This is a genomic window from Castellaniella sp. MT123 (assembly GCF_039614765.1).
Lineage (GTDB): Bacteria > Pseudomonadota > Gammaproteobacteria > Burkholderiales > Burkholderiaceae_B > Castellaniella.
On the sequence record NZ_CP154879.1, the window covers coordinates 357,986 to 373,053 of the forward strand.

General features: G+C 62.4%; 12 protein-coding genes. 8 read left to right on the forward strand and 4 right to left on the reverse strand.

The features are described 5' to 3' along the window. Positions 1-14: 14 nt before the first annotated feature. From prpC to ABCV34_RS01675, 3 genes are all read right to left on the reverse strand, one after another. Positions 15-1,280, reverse strand: a complete 1,266-nt coding sequence (gene prpC, locus ABCV34_RS01665; RefSeq protein WP_345797533.1) for a 2-methylcitrate synthase — start codon at positions 1,278-1,280, stop codon at positions 15-17. Between the two features lie 52 nt (positions 1,281-1,332). Next, positions 1,333-2,232: a methylisocitrate lyase gene (gene prpB / locus ABCV34_RS01670; protein ID WP_345797534.1), complete on the reverse strand. Its 900-nt coding sequence runs from the start codon at positions 2,230-2,232 to the stop codon at positions 1,333-1,335. Positions 2,233-2,466: 234 nt separating this feature from the next. Next, the gene (locus ABCV34_RS01675) at positions 2,467-3,456 is read right to left on the reverse strand and encodes a malate dehydrogenase (protein ID WP_345797535.1); all 990 of its coding nucleotides are present in this window, start codon (positions 3,454-3,456) and stop codon (positions 2,467-2,469) included. A gap of 196 nt (positions 3,457-3,652) precedes the next feature. Here ABCV34_RS01675 and ABCV34_RS01680 point away from each other — a divergent pair, with 196 nt between their 5' ends. From ABCV34_RS01680 to gltA, 7 genes are all read left to right on the forward strand, one after another. Further along, entirely contained in the window at positions 3,653-4,423 is a 771-nt protein-coding gene (locus ABCV34_RS01680; RefSeq protein WP_345797536.1) for a GntR family transcriptional regulator, read from the forward strand. A gap of 66 nt (positions 4,424-4,489) precedes the next feature. Beyond that, on the forward strand, positions 4,490-4,903 hold the full coding sequence (gene sdhC, locus ABCV34_RS01685) for a succinate dehydrogenase, cytochrome b556 subunit (RefSeq protein WP_345797537.1): 414 nt from the start codon (positions 4,490-4,492) through the stop codon (positions 4,901-4,903). Further along, positions 4,903-5,283 carry a succinate dehydrogenase, hydrophobic membrane anchor protein gene (sdhD, locus tag ABCV34_RS01690; protein WP_345797538.1) on the forward strand — a complete coding sequence of 127 codons (381 nt, stop codon included), beginning with the start codon at positions 4,903-4,905 and terminating at the stop codon, positions 5,281-5,283. The genes sdhC and sdhD overlap by 1 nt, the downstream gene beginning before the upstream one ends. A gap of 1 nt (position 5,284) precedes the next feature. Next, positions 5,285-7,060 carry a succinate dehydrogenase flavoprotein subunit gene (gene sdhA / locus ABCV34_RS01695; RefSeq protein ID WP_345797539.1) on the forward strand — a complete coding sequence of 592 codons (1,776 nt, stop codon included), beginning with the start codon at positions 5,285-5,287 and terminating at the stop codon, positions 7,058-7,060. A gap of 14 nt (positions 7,061-7,074) precedes the next feature. Continuing rightward, positions 7,075-7,788: a succinate dehydrogenase iron-sulfur subunit gene (locus ABCV34_RS01700; protein WP_345797540.1), complete on the forward strand. Its 714-nt coding sequence runs from the start codon at positions 7,075-7,077 to the stop codon at positions 7,786-7,788. A gap of 8 nt (positions 7,789-7,796) precedes the next feature. Then, a complete protein-coding gene (locus tag ABCV34_RS01705; RefSeq protein WP_345797541.1) occupies positions 7,797-8,060 on the forward strand; it encodes a succinate dehydrogenase assembly factor 2 in 264 nt (87 codons plus the stop codon). A gap of 22 nt (positions 8,061-8,082) precedes the next feature. Further along, positions 8,083-9,378: a citrate synthase gene (gene gltA, locus ABCV34_RS01710; RefSeq protein WP_345797542.1), complete on the forward strand. Its 1,296-nt coding sequence runs from the start codon at positions 8,083-8,085 to the stop codon at positions 9,376-9,378. Positions 9,379-9,575: 197 nt separating this feature from the next. Here gltA and ABCV34_RS01715 read toward each other — a convergent pair whose 3' ends face one another. Beyond that, the gene (locus ABCV34_RS01715) at positions 9,576-11,870 is read right to left on the reverse strand and encodes an NADP-dependent malic enzyme (RefSeq protein WP_345797543.1); all 2,295 of its coding nucleotides are present in this window, start codon (positions 11,868-11,870) and stop codon (positions 9,576-9,578) included. Positions 11,871-12,181: 311 nt separating this feature from the next. Between ABCV34_RS01715 and ABCV34_RS01720 the strand changes: the two genes are divergently transcribed. Then, positions 12,182-15,061 carry a 2-oxoglutarate dehydrogenase E1 component gene (locus ABCV34_RS01720; RefSeq protein WP_345797544.1) on the forward strand — a complete coding sequence of 960 codons (2,880 nt, stop codon included), beginning with the start codon at positions 12,182-12,184 and terminating at the stop codon, positions 15,059-15,061. The last annotated feature ends 7 nt before the right edge of the window (positions 15,062-15,068 follow it).

Consider the following 15,068-nt stretch of genomic DNA (forward strand, 5'->3'; position numbering starts at 1 on the left):
TGATGGGTTGCGGCTTACTTGCGCTTTGCCAGGGGGACGAATTTCTGGTCCTCCGGGCCAACGTAGTTGGCGGTCGGGCGGATGATCTTGTTGTCGATGCGCTGCTCGATGATGTGCGCGGACCAGCCGGCCGTGCGTGCGATCACGAACAGGGGGGTGAACATCGCGGTGGGTACGCCCATCATGTGGTAGGACACGGCCGAGAACCAGTCCAGATTCGGGAACATCTTTTTCGCGTCCCACATGACCGATTCCAGGCGCTCGGCGATGTCGAACATTTTCATCGAGCCGGCGGATTTCGACAGGCGCTGGGCCACGGCCTTGATGACCTGGTTGCGCGGATCGGACACGGTGTAGACCGGGTGGCCGAACCCGATGACCACTTCCTTGGCCTCGACACGGCGGCGGATGTCGGCCTCGGCCTCGTCCGGGGTGTCGTAGCGCTTCTGGATTTCGAAGGCGACCTCGTTGGCGCCGCCATGCTTCGGGCCGCGCAGGGCGCCGATCGCCCCGGTGATCGCCGAGTACATGTCGGATCCCGTGCCTGCAATCACACGTCCCGTGAAGGTCGAGGCGTTGAATTCGTGTTCCGCGTACAGGATGAGCGACGTGTGCATGGCGCGCACCCATTCGTCGGACGGGGCTTCGCCATGCAGCAGGTGCAGGAAATGGCCGCCGATGCTGTCGTCATCCGTCTCGACGTTGATGATGCGGCCATTGTGGCTGTAGTGGTACCAGTACAGCAGTGCCGACCCCAGACTGGCCATCAGGCGGTCGGCGATGTCGCGCGCGTCCGGCAGGTTGTGGTCGTCCTTTTCAGGCAGCACGCAGCCCAGCACCGAGGCGGCCGTTCGCATCACGTCCATGGGGTGGCTGGCGGCGGGCAGGGCTTCCAGGGCGACCTGAACCTGGGCCGGCAGCCCGCGCAGGCGGCGCAGTTTTTCCTTGTAGGCCTTCAGTTCGGCGGGGGTCGGGAGCTTGCCGTGGATCAGCAGATGGGCGACTTCCTCGAATTCGCAGGTGTCGGCAATATCCAGGATGTCGTAGCCGCGATAGTGCAGATCATTGCCGCTGCGACCCACCGTGCACAGCGCGGTGTTGCCCGCGACGATGCCGGACAGGGCGACGGATTTCTTTGGTTTGAAGCCGGGCGTGGGCGTGGCGGCCTGCGCGGCTGTGGCGCTGGTCGCGGTCACAGCGGCCTTCGGTGCGGCTGCAGGGGTCTTCGTGGTCTTGCCCGAAGCGGGGGTCTTTGCGGAATTCTTGGTTCGTGTCGCCATGAGAGGTCTCCTGGATTGACGGGGTGGATGCGGGATGGGGTGCGGCCCTGGATCAGGACGCCTTGCCTTTGCCTTGTTGAAACAGGGCGTCGAGCTGTTCTTCGAAACGGTGGTAGCCGATCCGGTCGTACAGTTCCTCGCGCGTCTGCATCGTGTCGATGACGTTGCGCTGATGCCCGTCGCGGCGGATCGCCGTGTAGACAGCCTCGGCCGCCTTGTTCATGGCGCGGAACGCCGACAGCGGGTAGAGCACCATGCCGACGCCGGCGCCGGCCAGTTCCTGCACCGAGAAGAGTGGCGTCTGGCCGAATTCCGTGATGTTGGCCAGCACGGGTACATTCAAGGAGCTAGAAAATTTTGCATAGGTTTCCAGATCGTAGGATGCCTCCGCGAAGATCGCGTCGGCGCCGGCTTCCACGCAGGCGTGCGCGCGCTCCAGCGCCGCGTCCACACCGCTGACCGCGATGGCGTCGGTGCGGGCGATCAGGTAGAAATCGCTGTCGGTGCGCGCGTCGGCCGCAGCCTTGACGCGATCGGCCATTTCTTCCGTGCTGACGATTTCCTTGCCGGGTCGGTGGCCGCAGCGCTTGGCGCCTACCTGGTCTTCGATGTGGCAACCGGCCGCGCCGAACTTGATCAGCGATTTCACGGTGCGGGCGATATTGAAGGCGGATGGTCCGAACCCGGTGTCGATGTCCACCAGCAGGGGCAGGTCGCAGACGTCGGTGATGCGGCGGATGTCGGTCAGGACGTCATCTAGGGTGTTGATGCCCAGATCGGGCAGGCCCAGCGATCCGGCCGCGACGCCGCCGCCGGACAGGTAGATGGCATGGTAGCCGGCGCGTTTGGCGAGCAAAGCGTGATTGGCATTGATGGTGCCGACGATCTGCAGCGGGGATTCTTCGATGAGGGCCTGGCGCAGCAAGGCGCCGGGAGATGCGGGACGGGTCATGAACGGCGCTCCGGTGTGCCGCCGGGGCCGGGCAGGCCCAGTGCGCGGCAGAGGTCGCCCCGGGTCGGGGCGGAATTCCTGCCGATGAAGACATCCATGGTGCGTGCGCAGTGCCGGAATGTCTGTCATCGGCTGGACAATCAGCGGCGGCCCGCCTGGACCTCGTGGGCCCGGCGGGGACCGCCGCCCGGTGTCCCGCTCGCCGAATTCGACGTGGGAGACACCAGAACCAGTTTATTTTAGAAGCTCGGCGATGCCGTCGCGTTCTTCCAGCAACTCGTTCAGGGTGTGGTCCATGTGCTTGCGCGAGAACGCATCGATTTCCAGGCCGGTGACACGGGTGTATTCGCCGTTGGCGGTCGTGACCGGAACCCCGTAGATGATGCCTTCGGGAATGCCGTAGGAGCCGTCGGACGGGATGCCCATGGTGACCCATGCGCCGTTCGAGCCGAGCACCCAGTCATGGATGTGATCGATGGCGGCATTGGCAGCCGAGGCGGCCGATGACAGACCGCGTGCGGCAATGATGGCGGCGCCACGCTTGCCCACAGTCGGGATGAAGGTGTCGGCGATCCAGGTCTGGTCATTGATCAGCGCCTGCACGGACTGGCCGCCGATGGTGGCGAAGCGCGTGTCCGGGTACATGGTGGGCGAGTGGTTGCCCCATACGATCAGCTTTTCGATGTCGGCCACGGCCTTGCCGGTTTTGGCGGCGATCTGCGACAGGGCGCGATTGTGGTCCAGGCGCAGCATGGCGGTGAAGTTTTTCGCCGGCAGGTCCGGCGCCGACTTCATGGCGATGTAGGCGTTGGTGTTGGCCGGGTTGCCCACCACCAGCACCTTGACGTTGCGGCTGGCGACTTCGTTCAGGGCTTTGCCCTGGGCGGTGAAGATCTGGGCGTTGACGTGCAGCAGGTCCTTGCGTTCCATGCCGGGGCCGCGCGGGCGGGCGCCGACCAGCAGCGCGACGTCGGCATCCTTGAAGGCGGTACGCGGATCGCTGTGGGCGCTCATGCCGGCCAGCAGCGGGAAGGCGCAGTCGTCCAGTTCCATCATCACGCCCTGCAGGGCCTTCTGAGCCTTCTCGTCGGGAATTTCAAGCAGTTGCAGGATGACCGGCTGGTCCTTGCCGAGCATTTCTCCCGAAGCGATGCGAAACAGCAGGGCATAGCCGATCTGGCCGGCCGCACCGGTGACCGCGACGCGCATGGCGGGTTTGGACATGGTTATTCTCCGATAGGATGAGAGGGGTATCCGGGGTTGCGAAAACGCCGAAAAGAGTAGTGTATTTCATCGGTCAGCGTCAAGGGTCTTATATCTTATATAAGACAGAAGAGTATTAGACATCTGATTCCGGAAATGCGAAAATGCATAAGTTCCATTTTGTAGCATGGGCTACCCCGCAGCGTTTCCGTCCGACATGTCCGACTCTTCCCCGATCGACCGCCAACAGCCGCTGGGCCGCACTTCTCATAGTGCCGCGTTCAGCCCGCTGTATCAGCAGATCAAAGGGCTGATCCTGCAGGGGCTGGACCGCGGCGAATGGAAACCCGGCGAGGCCATCCCCAGCGAACTGGAACTCGCCGCCCGTTTTCAGGTCAGCCAGGGCACGGTGCGCAAAGCGATCGACGAACTGGCCGCCGACAATCTGTTGATCCGCCGCCAGGGAAAAGGCACCTTCGTCGCCACCCACAACGAGGCCAAGGTCCGCTACCGCTTCCTGCGCCTGACACCCGACGATGGTCAGCCCGCGGTGTCCAGCAGTCAGATCCTGGATTGCCGGCGCGCCAAGGCATCGGCCGAAATCGCCGCCGCCCTGGATTTGCGGGCGGGGGATGCAGTGGTCAACATGCGCCGCGTACTGTCGTTTGCCGACGTGCCCACCATCCTGGACGACATCTGGCTGCCGGGCAGCATCTTCAAAGGCCTCACACTGGAATCGCTGCTGCGCTACCGGGGTCCGGTCTATGCCTTGTTCGAAACTGAATTCGGGGTCAGCATGGTACGCGCCGAAGAAAAAATCCGCGCCGTGGCGGCCTCGGATGCGCAGGCCAACCTGCTGCGGGTCGCCTCAGGCAGCCCGCTGCTGCAGGTCGAACGCATCGCCTATACCTACGGCGATCGGCCCATGGAATTGCGGCGCGGCCATTACGTCACCGAACGCTACCATTATCGCAACAGTTTGAATTGACTTGCAGATCGGCGAAAATGCCGAGTAAGTCCCGAAATCCTTCCATCATCCAACTACGAGGCCATCATGTCTGACTCAGCCACAAAGCCGCGCCCGCAGTTTCGTAACCTGGGGTTGACCGACCTCATGAGTTACAAGCTGCCGCCCGCCGCCAAAGCATCCATCCTGCACCGCGTCAGCGGCGCGCTGTTGTTCCTGGCGCTGCCCCTGATCCTGGTGCCGCTGTTTGCGCAAAGCGTCCGCTCGCCCGAGACCTTTGCGACCATGAAGGAATGGGTCGCCAATCCGGCCTGTAAGGTTATCCTCCTGGTGCTGATGTGGGGCTACTTCCACCATTTCTGTGCCGGCATCCGTTACCTGACGCTGGACCTGCACATCGGCAACGCGCGCGAACCGTCCCAGCGTTCTGGCGCCCTGGTGATCGGCGTGGCCCTGGCGTTGACCGTGGTGTTTGGCTTGAAATTGTTTGGAGCATGGTAATGACACAAGAACGCATCGGCCGCAAGCGCCTGGTCGTGGGCGCGCATTACGGCACCCGGGACTTCGCCGTCCAGCGGGCCACCGCCGTCATCATGGCGGTCTACACGCTGATCCTGGTCCTGTACGCCGTCTTCGTCCCCAGCCTGGATTTCCAATCCTGGCGAGCCTTCTTCTCCTTCACCCTCGGCACCCTGCCGGTCGGCCAGCTGCTGGCTACCCTGGCTTTCCTGTCGCTGGCCTGGCATGCCTGGATCGGCGTGCGCGACATCTGGATGGATTATGTGCATTCCGACGGCCTGCGGTTGTTTCTGCAGGTCCTGACCATTCTCTGGCTGGTGGCCTCGGTGGTCTTCTTTGGTCAAATTCTCTGGAGTCTCTAACGTGGCTGCTGTCAACAAATCTCTCCCGCGCCGCCAGTTCGATGTGGTGGTCGTCGGCGCCGGCGGGGCCGGCCTGCGCTGTGCCCTGCAGTTGTCCCAGGCCGGCCTGACGGTGGCTGTGCTCACAAAGGTCTTCCCCACACGCTCGCACACGGTTGCGGCCCAGGGCGGCGTCAGCGCGTCGCTGGGCAACATGAGCGAAGACCACTGGCAATGGCACATGTACGATACGGTCAAGGGCTCCGACTGGCTCGGCGACCAGGATTCGATCGAATTCATGGTGCGCGAAGCGCCCAATGCGGTCTACGAGCTCGAGCACTTCGGCATGCCGTTCGATCGCAATCCGGATGGCACCATCTACCAGCGCCCGTTTGGCGGGCATACCTCGCATTTCGGTGAAAAGCCGGTGCAGCGGGCCTGTGCGGCCGCCGACCGGACCGGCCACGCCATGCTGCACACCCTGTATCAGCGCAACGTAGCCGCCCGCACCAATTTCTTCGTCGAATGGATGGCGCTCGATCTGCTGCGCAACGGCGACGGCGACATTCTGGGCGTGACCGCCATGGAAATGGAGACCGGCGAGATCTACGTCCTGGAAGCCAAGCACACCGTGCTGGCCACTGGCGGCGCAGGCCGGATCTGGGCGGCGACGACCAATGCCTTCATCAACACCGGCGACGGTCTGGGCATGGCAGCGCGCGCCGGCATCCCGCTGCAGGACATGGAATTCTGGCAGTTCCACCCCACCGGCGTGGCCGGGGCGGGCGTGCTCATCACCGAAGGCGTGCGAGGCGAAGGCGGCTTCCTGCTGAACAAGGACGGCGAACGTTTCATGGAACGTTACGCGCCGCAGCTCAAGGACCTGGCGCCGCGAGACTTCGTGTCGCGTTCCATGGACCAGGAAATCAAGGAAGGCCGTGGTTGCGGCGATGGCAGCTACGTGTTGCTGAAACTCGATCACCTGGGCGCGGAAACCATCATGAAGCGCCTGCCCTCGATCCGCGAAATCGCCATCAAATTCGCCAACGTCGACCCGATCAAGGATCCGATCCCGGTCGTGCCCACCATCCACTACCAGATGGGCGGCATCCCGGCGAACTATCACGGCCAGGTCGTCACCCGCGTCAATGGCGAGGACAAGGTCGTCAACGGTCTGTACGCCATCGGCGAGTGCGCGGCCACATCCGTGCACGGCGCCAACCGCCTGGGCACCAATTCGTTGCTGGACCTGATCGTCTTCGGCCGTTCGGCGGGCAACTTCATCGTGTCCCAGCATCCGGAACGCCAGCACAGTCACCAGATTGTTCCCGACACCGATATCGATGCCTCGCTGGATCGCGTCAACCGCCTGGAAACCCGCGCTTCGGGCGAGAAGCCCCAGGACGTGGCCAACAAGATGCGTCTGGCAATGCAAAGCCACTACGGGGTGTTCCGCAAGCTCGATACCCTGAAGGAAGGCGAGCAGGTCATCAACAGCCTCGTGCCGGAAGTCGACAACATTTATTTTTCGGACAAGTCCAAGGTCTTCAACACCGCCCGCCTCGAGGCGCTGGAAGTCGCCAACATGATCGAGGTGGCCCGCGCGACGGCAAAATCCGCCGCCAACCGCCTGGAATCGCGCGGCGCCCACGCGCTGGAGGACTACCCCGAGCGCGACGACGTGAACTGGCTCAAGCACACTCTGTGGTTCGCCGAGGATAACCGTCTCGACTACAAACCCGTGCGCATGCAGCCGCTCACCATGGACAGCATTCCGCCCAAGCCGCGTACCTTCTAATACTGGATATCGTCATGACTAAACGTATCGTGAAATTCGAGATCTACCGCTACGATCCGGACAAGGACGAACGGCCCTACATGCAGAAGCTGGAAGTCGAACTTCAGCCGACGGATAAAATGCTGCTGGACGCCATTCTGCGCATCAAGAACGAGGTCGACGACAGCCTGGCGCTGCGCCGGTCCTGCCGCGAAGGCGTGTGCGGCTCGGACGCCATGAACATCAACGGGCACAACGGCCTGGCGTGCACCACGAACCTGCTGACCCTCAGCGAACCGATCGTGCTCAAGCCGCTGCCCGGCCTGCCGGTGGTGCGCGACCTGATCGTGGACATGACTTTCTTCTTCGATCAGTATCATTCGATCAAGCCTTACCTGATCAACGACGAGCCGCCCCCGGAAAAGGAACGCCTGCAGTCTCCCGAAGAGCGCGAAGAACTCAACGGCCTGTACGAATGCATCCTGTGCGGCTGCTGCTCGACGGCCTGTCCGTCGTTCTGGTGGAATCCGGACAAATTCGTCGGGCCCGCAGGCTTGCTGCAGGCCTATCGCTTCATCGCGGACTCGCGCGACAGGGCGACCGGCGAACGTCTGGATAATCTGGAAGACCCCTACCGTCTGTTCCGCTGCCATACGATCATGAACTGTACCGAAGTCTGCCCGAAGGGTCTGAACCCCTCGGCCGCCATCGGCAAGATCAAGGAAATGCTCGTTCGCCGCACAGTCTAGGTCACATCATGTCTGGCGAACTATCCGGTCTGGATCGCGCGCGCCTGCGCTGGCGGGCGCGCCGCGGTCTGCTCGAAAACGATCTCATCATCACGCGTTTCCTGGATACCCACGAAGCGCAGCTGAGCGAGGGTGACGTTCGGGCACTGACGCAGCTTTTTGAAATGGGCGACAACGAATTGCTCGATGTCCTGCTGGGACGGTCTGATCTGTCCGGGGATTACGATACCCCGGACATCCGGCGGCTCGTCGCGCAAATGAAAGCGCTGTAATTTAGAGTTTGAGGAAAATCACATGAAGCTATCCGACAAAAAAGCCACGCTCTCGTTCTCCGACGGCAGTCCCTCGGTCGAGTTCCCGGTATATCAGGGCACTGTGGGCCCGGATGTGATCGACATCCGCAAACTCTATGGCCAGACCGGAATGTTCACCTACGATCCGGGCTTCATGGCCACGGCGTCGTGCGAGTCGGCCATCACTTTCATCGATGGCGACAAGGGGCAGCTGCTGTACCGTGGCTATCCGATCGATCAGCTCGCGCAGAAATGTGATTTCCTGACGATCTGCTACCTGATCATGAACGGCGAACTGCCGAACGCGCAGCAAAAGAGCGACTTCGACGACCTGGTCACGCATCACTCGCTGGTGCACGAGCAGATGCACACCTTCCTGCAGGGCTTCCGTCGGGATGCGCACCCGATGGCAGTCCTGACCGGGCTGGTGGGCGCGCTGTCCGCCTTCTACCATGACTCCACGGACATTACCAATCCGCATCATCGGGAAGTCTCCGCAATCCGCCTGATCGCGAAGATGCCGACGCTGGTGGCGATGGCCTACAAACATTCCCTGGGTCAGCCTTTCATCTATCCGAAGAACGATCTGTCGTACACCGGCAATTTCCTGCGCATGATGTTTGCCACGCCGTGCGACGACTATCAGGTCAACGAAGTCGTCGAACGGGCGCTGGATCGCATCTTCATCCTGCATGCCGACCATGAGCAGAATGCCTCGACCTCGACCGTGCGCCTGTGCGGTTCCTCGGGTACCAATCCATTTGCCGCGATCGCGGCCGGCGTGGCCTGCCTGTGGGGGCCCGCGCACGGGGGCGCCAACGAAGCCTGCCTGAATATGCTGGAACATCTCCAGGCCAATGGCGGCGTGGCGAAGGTCGGCGAGTTCATGGAAAAGGTCAAGGACAAGAACTCGGGCGTGCGCCTGATGGGCTTCGGCCACCGGGTCTATAAAAACTACGACCCGCGCGCCAAGATGATGCAGGAAACCTGCCGCGAAGTGCTCGACGCACTGGGCCTGCACGACGACCCGTTGTTCAAGCTGGCCATGGAAGTCGAACGCATCGCGCTGGAAGACCCGTACTTCGTGGAACGCAAGCTGTACCCGAACGTGGACTTCTATTCAGGCATCGTGCAGCGCGCCATCGGTATCCCGACGTCGCTGTTCACGGCGATCTTCGCCCTGGCTCGCACAGTGGGCTGGATCGCGCAATGGAACGAGATGCTGTCCGATCCCGACTACAAGATCGGCCGTCCGCGCCAGCTGTACACGGGCGCTGCGGTACGCGATGTGAAGTAATTTCCTGCTGTCGCGGTAGCTACAATGAAAACGGGCCATCTGGCCCGTTTTCATTGCCTGGTCGGGGGAGCCCGAAGGGCCGCCGAGCCCCTGGCCCAAACACTCCAGTCTTCGCACCAAACGTGTTTAAAACCCAGATGAAGCCAAAAAACAGGCGGAGAACCTCCGCCTGTCATACCGCTATCTGTGTTGATGGATCAAACCGCTTGCCCCGCCTCCTGCTGCGCGTCCACCACCGCCAGCGCCGTCATGTTCACGATGCGGCGCACCGTCGAACTGGTCGTCAGGATGTGCACCGGGCGCGCTGCGCCCAGCAGCACCGGCCCCATCGCCACCCCGTGGCTGCCCGTCATCTTCAGCATGTTGTAGGTGATGTTGCCCGCATCCAGGTTCGGCATGATCAGCAGATTGGCCGGTCCCTTCAGCGTGGTATCGGGATAGGCCTTCGTACGGATCGATTCGGACAATGCCGAGTCGGCATGCATTTCGCCATCGACTTCCAGATTTGGGGCGCGTTCGGCGATCAACCGCCGGGCTTGCGCCATCTTGCGCGACGAATCCGAGGGGCGGCTGCCAAAGTTGGAATGCGAGAGCAGGGCGATCTTCGGGACGACGCCGAAGCGGCGGACCTCCTCGGCGGCCAGGATCGTCATGTCGGCGATCTGCTCGGCGCTGGGGTCTTCGTTCACGTGCGTGTCGCAGACGAACAACGTCTGGGTCGGCAGCATCAGCACATTCATGGCCGCGAACGTACCGGCGGTTGGCTTCAGGCCGATGACCTCCTCGACGTACTTCAGCTGATTGTCAAAGCGGCTGGCGACGCCGCAGATCATGGCGTCGGCGTCTCCGCTTTGCAGCAGCATGACGCTGATCAGCGAGTTGTGCTTGCGCACCATGGCCTTGGCGATGTCGGGCGTGACGCCCTCGCGCCCGCGCAGCTTGTAGTAGGCGCCCCAGGTTTCGTTGAAGCGGGCGTCGTTTTCCGGATCCACGACCTCGATGTTCTGGCCCGGCACCAGGCGCAGGCCGAACTTCTGGATGCGCATGTTGATCACGGACGGACGGCCCACCAGGATCGGGAAGGCGAGCTTTTCGTCCAGCACCGTCTGAGCGGCGCGCAGAACGCGTTCGTCCTCGCCGTCGGCGTAGACCACGCGCTTGGGGGCGGCCTTGGCCTGGCGGAACAGGGGCCGCATCAGCTGTCCGGAGTGATAGACGATGCTCATCAGGGACTGACGGTAGGCGTCCATGTCCTCGATCGGGCGCCGAGCGACGCCTGATGCGGCGGCGGCCTCGGCCACTGCGGGAGCGATCTGGATGATCAGGCGTGGGTCGAAGGGCTTTGGAATGATGTAGTCCGGCCCGAAGCTCAGGTCCTGGTCGGCATAGGCGCCGGCGACTTCCGCGCTGCTTTCGGCCTCGGCCAGCTCGGCGATCGCCTTGACGCAGGCCAGCTTCATTTCCTCGTTGATGACCGTGGCGCCGCAGTCCATGGCGCCGCGGAAGATGAAGGGAAAGCACAGGACGTTGTTGACCTGGTTCGGATAGTCCGAGCGGCCGGTCGCGACGATGCAGTCCGGGCGGGCCGCCTTGGCGTCCTCAGGACGAATTTCCGGGTCGGGGTTGGCTAGTGCCAGGATGAACGGGCGATCCGCCATGCTGCGCACCATGTCCTGCGTCAGCACGCCCGGTGCGGAACAGCCCAGGAAGACATCCGCACCCTTGCAGATGTCGGCCAGGGTGCGGGCGTCGGTTTGCTGGGCGTAACGGGCCTTGTTGGGTTCCATGTTTTCGTCGCGGCCCTGCCAGATTACACCGCGGGAATCCACGACGAAGACGTTCTTCTGTGAGACGCCCAGTTTGACCATCAGGTCCAGGCAGGCGATGGCGGCGGCGCCGGCGCCTGAGCAGACCAGCTTGACCTCGCCGATCTTTTTGCCGACGACCTTCAAGCCGTTGAGGACGGCGGCCGAGGAGATGATGGCGGTGCCGTGCTGGTCGTCATGAAAGACAGGGATCTTCATGCGCTCGCGCAGCTTCTTTTCAATGTAGAAGCACTCGGGCGCCTTGATGTCTTCCAGGTTGACGCCGCCCAGCGTGGGTTCCAGCGCGGCGATGATGTCGACCAGCTTGTCGGGATCGTGTTCGGCGAGCTCGATGTCGAAGACGTCGATGCCGGCGAATTTCTTGAACAGGCAGCCCTTGCCTTCCATGACGGGTTTGGCCGCCAGCGGGCCGATGTTGCCCAGGCCCAGCACGGCCGTGCCGTTGGTGATCACGCCCACCAGATTGGCGCGCGAGGTGTATTTGGCGGCCGCCGATTCGCCTTCCGCGTGAATGGTCATGCTGGCGGCGGCTACGCCGGGCGAGTAGGCCAGCGACAGGTCGTCCTGATTGGCCAGCGGCTTCGTGGGGACGACGGAGATTTTTCCGGGGGTCGGGAATGCGTGGTAGTCGAGCGCCATTTTGGCGCGATCGTCTTTCAGATCCATGGTTGCAAATGCTCCTGCTGGTTCCAGTCGTATTGTGGTGTGCCGTCATGATCGCGGGGCTGGTCGCGATCCGGGCAAGTGTTTGTTAATACCAACGCCAATCTCGTGAAAAGGGGCATTGACCGGGCGTTTTGGGCTGGTCAGTTTATACCCGTGTAGCAAGACGGGTATACTTTAGCCCTAATACGGCTTATGTAAGGCGTCGTACTCCAGCCTTCTGCCCCTGCTATCCGCTCATCGGTCTGGCCGAGCCGCGGAAGGTTTTTCAATCTGCATCGTTCGGGTGAAGCACCCGTCAGGTGAAGCGCACAATGTCTACGGAACTTGAACTTCAGTCCAACTCTTATCTGTTCGGGGCCAATGCCCCCTACGTAGAAGACCTCTACGAAGCCTATCTCGATAACCCGGGTTCCATTCCAGACCAGTGGCGCACCTACTTCGATCAGCTCCAGCACCAGCCGGCCGCTGATGGCCGCGAAGCCACCCGCGATCAGGCTCACGCCCCCATTATCGCGTCGTTTGCGCAGCGCGCCCGCGAAAACACCTTCCAGATCCGTCCGGCTCAGGCATCCGACCAGGCTTTGGCCATCGCCGGCAAGCAGGTCTATGTGCAGTCCATCATTGCCGCGTACCGCTCGATGGGTACGCGCATTGCCCAGCTCGACCCCCTGAAGCGCAGCGAGCGCCCCCAGATTCCCGAACTCGATCCGGCTTTCTATGGCCTGTCCGAGGCCGACCTGGATCAAATCTATTCGGCTACCAATACGTACTTCACCAAAGCCGACACGATGACCATGCGGGACATCATCAAGGCGCTGCAAGACACGTATTGCCGCAACATCGGCGCCGAGTTCATGTATATCGCCGATCCGGCCGTCAAGCGCTGGATCCAGGAACGTCTGGAATCCACCCTGGGCGTGCCCGAGTTCACGGTCGAGCAAAAGCGCAATATCCTGAAACAGGTCACCGAAGCCGAAGGCCTGGAACGCTTCCTGCACACCAAATATGTCGGCCAGAAGCGCTTTTCCCTCGAAGGCGGTGAAAGCTTCATCGCCGCCATGGACGAAGTCGTCAACCACGCCGGCGAGAACGGCGTACAAGAGATCGTCGTCGGCATGGCGCACCGCGGCCGTCTGAACCTGCTCGTCAACGTCATGGGCAAGATGCCAAGCGACCTGTTTGCCGAATTCGAAGGCAAGCACACGCAAGCGCTCAGCGATGGCGACGTCAAATATCACAACGGCTTTTCCAGCGATCTGTCCACGCGTGGCGGTCCGTTGCACCTGTCCCTGGCATTCAATCCGTCCCACCTCGAAATCGTCAACCCGGTGGTCGAAGGCAGTGTGCGCGCGCGCCAGGACCGGCGCGCCGATCCCGAAGGCGATCAGGTGCTGCCCGTGCTGGTGCACGGTGATGCCGCCTTTGCCGGCCAGGGTGTGGTCATGGAAACCCTCAATCTCGCCCAGACGCGCGGTTATGGTACGGGCGGTACGCTGCACATCGTCATCAACAATCAGATTGGCTTCACGACGTCCGACCCGCGCGACACGCGTTCCACTACGTATTGCACCGATGTGGTCAAAATGATCGAAGCGCCGGTCTTCCACGTCAATGGCGACGATCCCGAGGCCGTGGTGTTCGTCACCAAACTCGCGCTCGATTACCGCCTGAAGTTCCGGCACGACGTGGTGGTGGACATCGTCTGTTTCCGCAAACTGGGCCACAACGAACAGGACACGCCGTCCTTGACCCAGCCGCTCATGTACAAGAGCATCGGCAAGCACCCCGGCACCCGCAAGGTATACGCCGATCGCCTCGTGGCGCAAGGCGCGCTGGCCGAGGGCGAGCCCGACGAAATGGTCAAGAACTACCGGCAGCTGATGGAAGATGGCCAGCGCACGGTGGAACCGGTCCTGACCGACTACAAGAACAAATACGCGACCGACTGGTCCCAGTTTCTGGGCGCCAAATGGACCGATCAGGCGGATACCGGCGTGCCGCTGGCCGAACTGACCCGGATCGGCGAAAAGCTCACCCAGGTGCCCGAAGGCTTCACCGTACATCCGCTGGTCAACAAGCTGCTGGGAGACCGTCTGGCGATGGCGCGCGGTGAACACCCGGTCGACTGGGGCATGGGCGAACATCTGGCCTTTGCCACGCTGGTCGCCAACGGCTACGCGATCCGCATCACCGGCCAGGATTCGGGGCGCGGCACGTTCACGCACCGCCACGCCGTGTTGCATGACCAGAAACGTGAACGCTGGGATGCCGGCACCTACATCCCGCTGCAGAATGTGGCCGACAATCAGGCACCGTTCACGGTGATCGACTCGGTACTGTCCGAGGCCGCCGTGCTGGGCTTCGAATATGGCTACGCGACGGCGGAACCCAACATCCTGACCATCTGGGAAGCCCAGTTCGGCGACTTCGCCAACGGCGCCCAGGTCGTGATCGACCAGTTCATCGCCGCCGGCGAGGCCAAATGGGGTCGTGCCTGCGGTCTGACGCTGATGCTTCCGCATGGTTACGAAGGCCAGGGTCCGGAACACTCGTCCGCTCGCATCGAACGTTTCCTGCAACTGTGCGCCGACAACAACATGCAGGTCGTGCAACCCACCAGCGGCGCGCAGATCTTCCACCTGCTGCGCCGCCAGATGATCCGCCAGTTCCGCAAGCCGCTGGTGATCTTCACGCCGAAGTCCCTGCTGCGCAACAAGAACGCGGCATCCCCCCTGGAAGACCTGGCCAACGGCAGCTTCCAGCCGGTGATCGGCGAGGTCCTCGCCGACATCGTGCCGACCGACATCAAGCGCGTGCTGGTGTGCTCCGGCAAGGTCTACTACGATCTGGTGCATGCCCGTGACGAGCAGGGCCGCAAGGACGTGGCCATCATCCGCATCGAACAGCTGTACCCGTTCGCCCATAAGTCCTTCCAGACCGAACTGCAGAAATATCCCAACGCCACGGAACTGGTCTGGGTGCAGGACGAACCGCAGAACCAGGGCCCATGGTTCTATGTGCAGCACCATCTCTACGAGAACATGAACGACGGTCAGAAGCTTGGCTACGCCGGTCGTGCGGCCTCGGCATCGCCCGCGGTGGGTTACATGGCCAAGCACCAGGAGCAGCAGCGCGCCCTGATCGAACAGGCGTTTGCGCCGAAACTGAAAAGCTTCTCGCTGATCAAGTAATCCGACA

Coding starts and splice junctions, on each gene's coding strand:
- ABCV34_RS01705 (WP_345797541.1), top strand. CDS start 7,797: ATGTCTGGCGAACTATCCGGTCTGGATCGCGCGCGCCTGCGCTGGCGG.
- ABCV34_RS01715 (WP_345797543.1), bottom strand. CDS start 11,870: ATGGATCTGAAAGACGATCGCGCCAAAATGGCGCTCGACTACCACGCA.
- ABCV34_RS01720 (WP_345797544.1), top strand. CDS start 12,182: ATGTCTACGGAACTTGAACTTCAGTCCAACTCTTATCTGTTCGGGGCC.
- gltA (WP_345797542.1), top strand. CDS start 8,083: ATGAAGCTATCCGACAAAAAAGCCACGCTCTCGTTCTCCGACGGCAGT.
- prpC (WP_345797533.1), bottom strand. CDS start 1,280: ATGGCGACACGAACCAAGAATTCCGCAAAGACCCCCGCTTCGGGCAAG.
- ABCV34_RS01700 (WP_345797540.1), top strand. CDS start 7,075: ATGACTAAACGTATCGTGAAATTCGAGATCTACCGCTACGATCCGGAC.
- prpB (WP_345797534.1), bottom strand. CDS start 2,232: ATGACCCGTCCCGCATCTCCCGGCGCCTTGCTGCGCCAGGCCCTCATC.
- sdhC (WP_345797537.1), top strand. CDS start 4,490: ATGTCTGACTCAGCCACAAAGCCGCGCCCGCAGTTTCGTAACCTGGGG.
- sdhD (WP_345797538.1), top strand. CDS start 4,903: ATGACACAAGAACGCATCGGCCGCAAGCGCCTGGTCGTGGGCGCGCAT.
- ABCV34_RS01680 (WP_345797536.1), top strand. CDS start 3,653: ATGTCCGACTCTTCCCCGATCGACCGCCAACAGCCGCTGGGCCGCACT.
- ABCV34_RS01675 (WP_345797535.1), bottom strand. CDS start 3,456: ATGTCCAAACCCGCCATGCGCGTCGCGGTCACCGGTGCGGCCGGCCAG.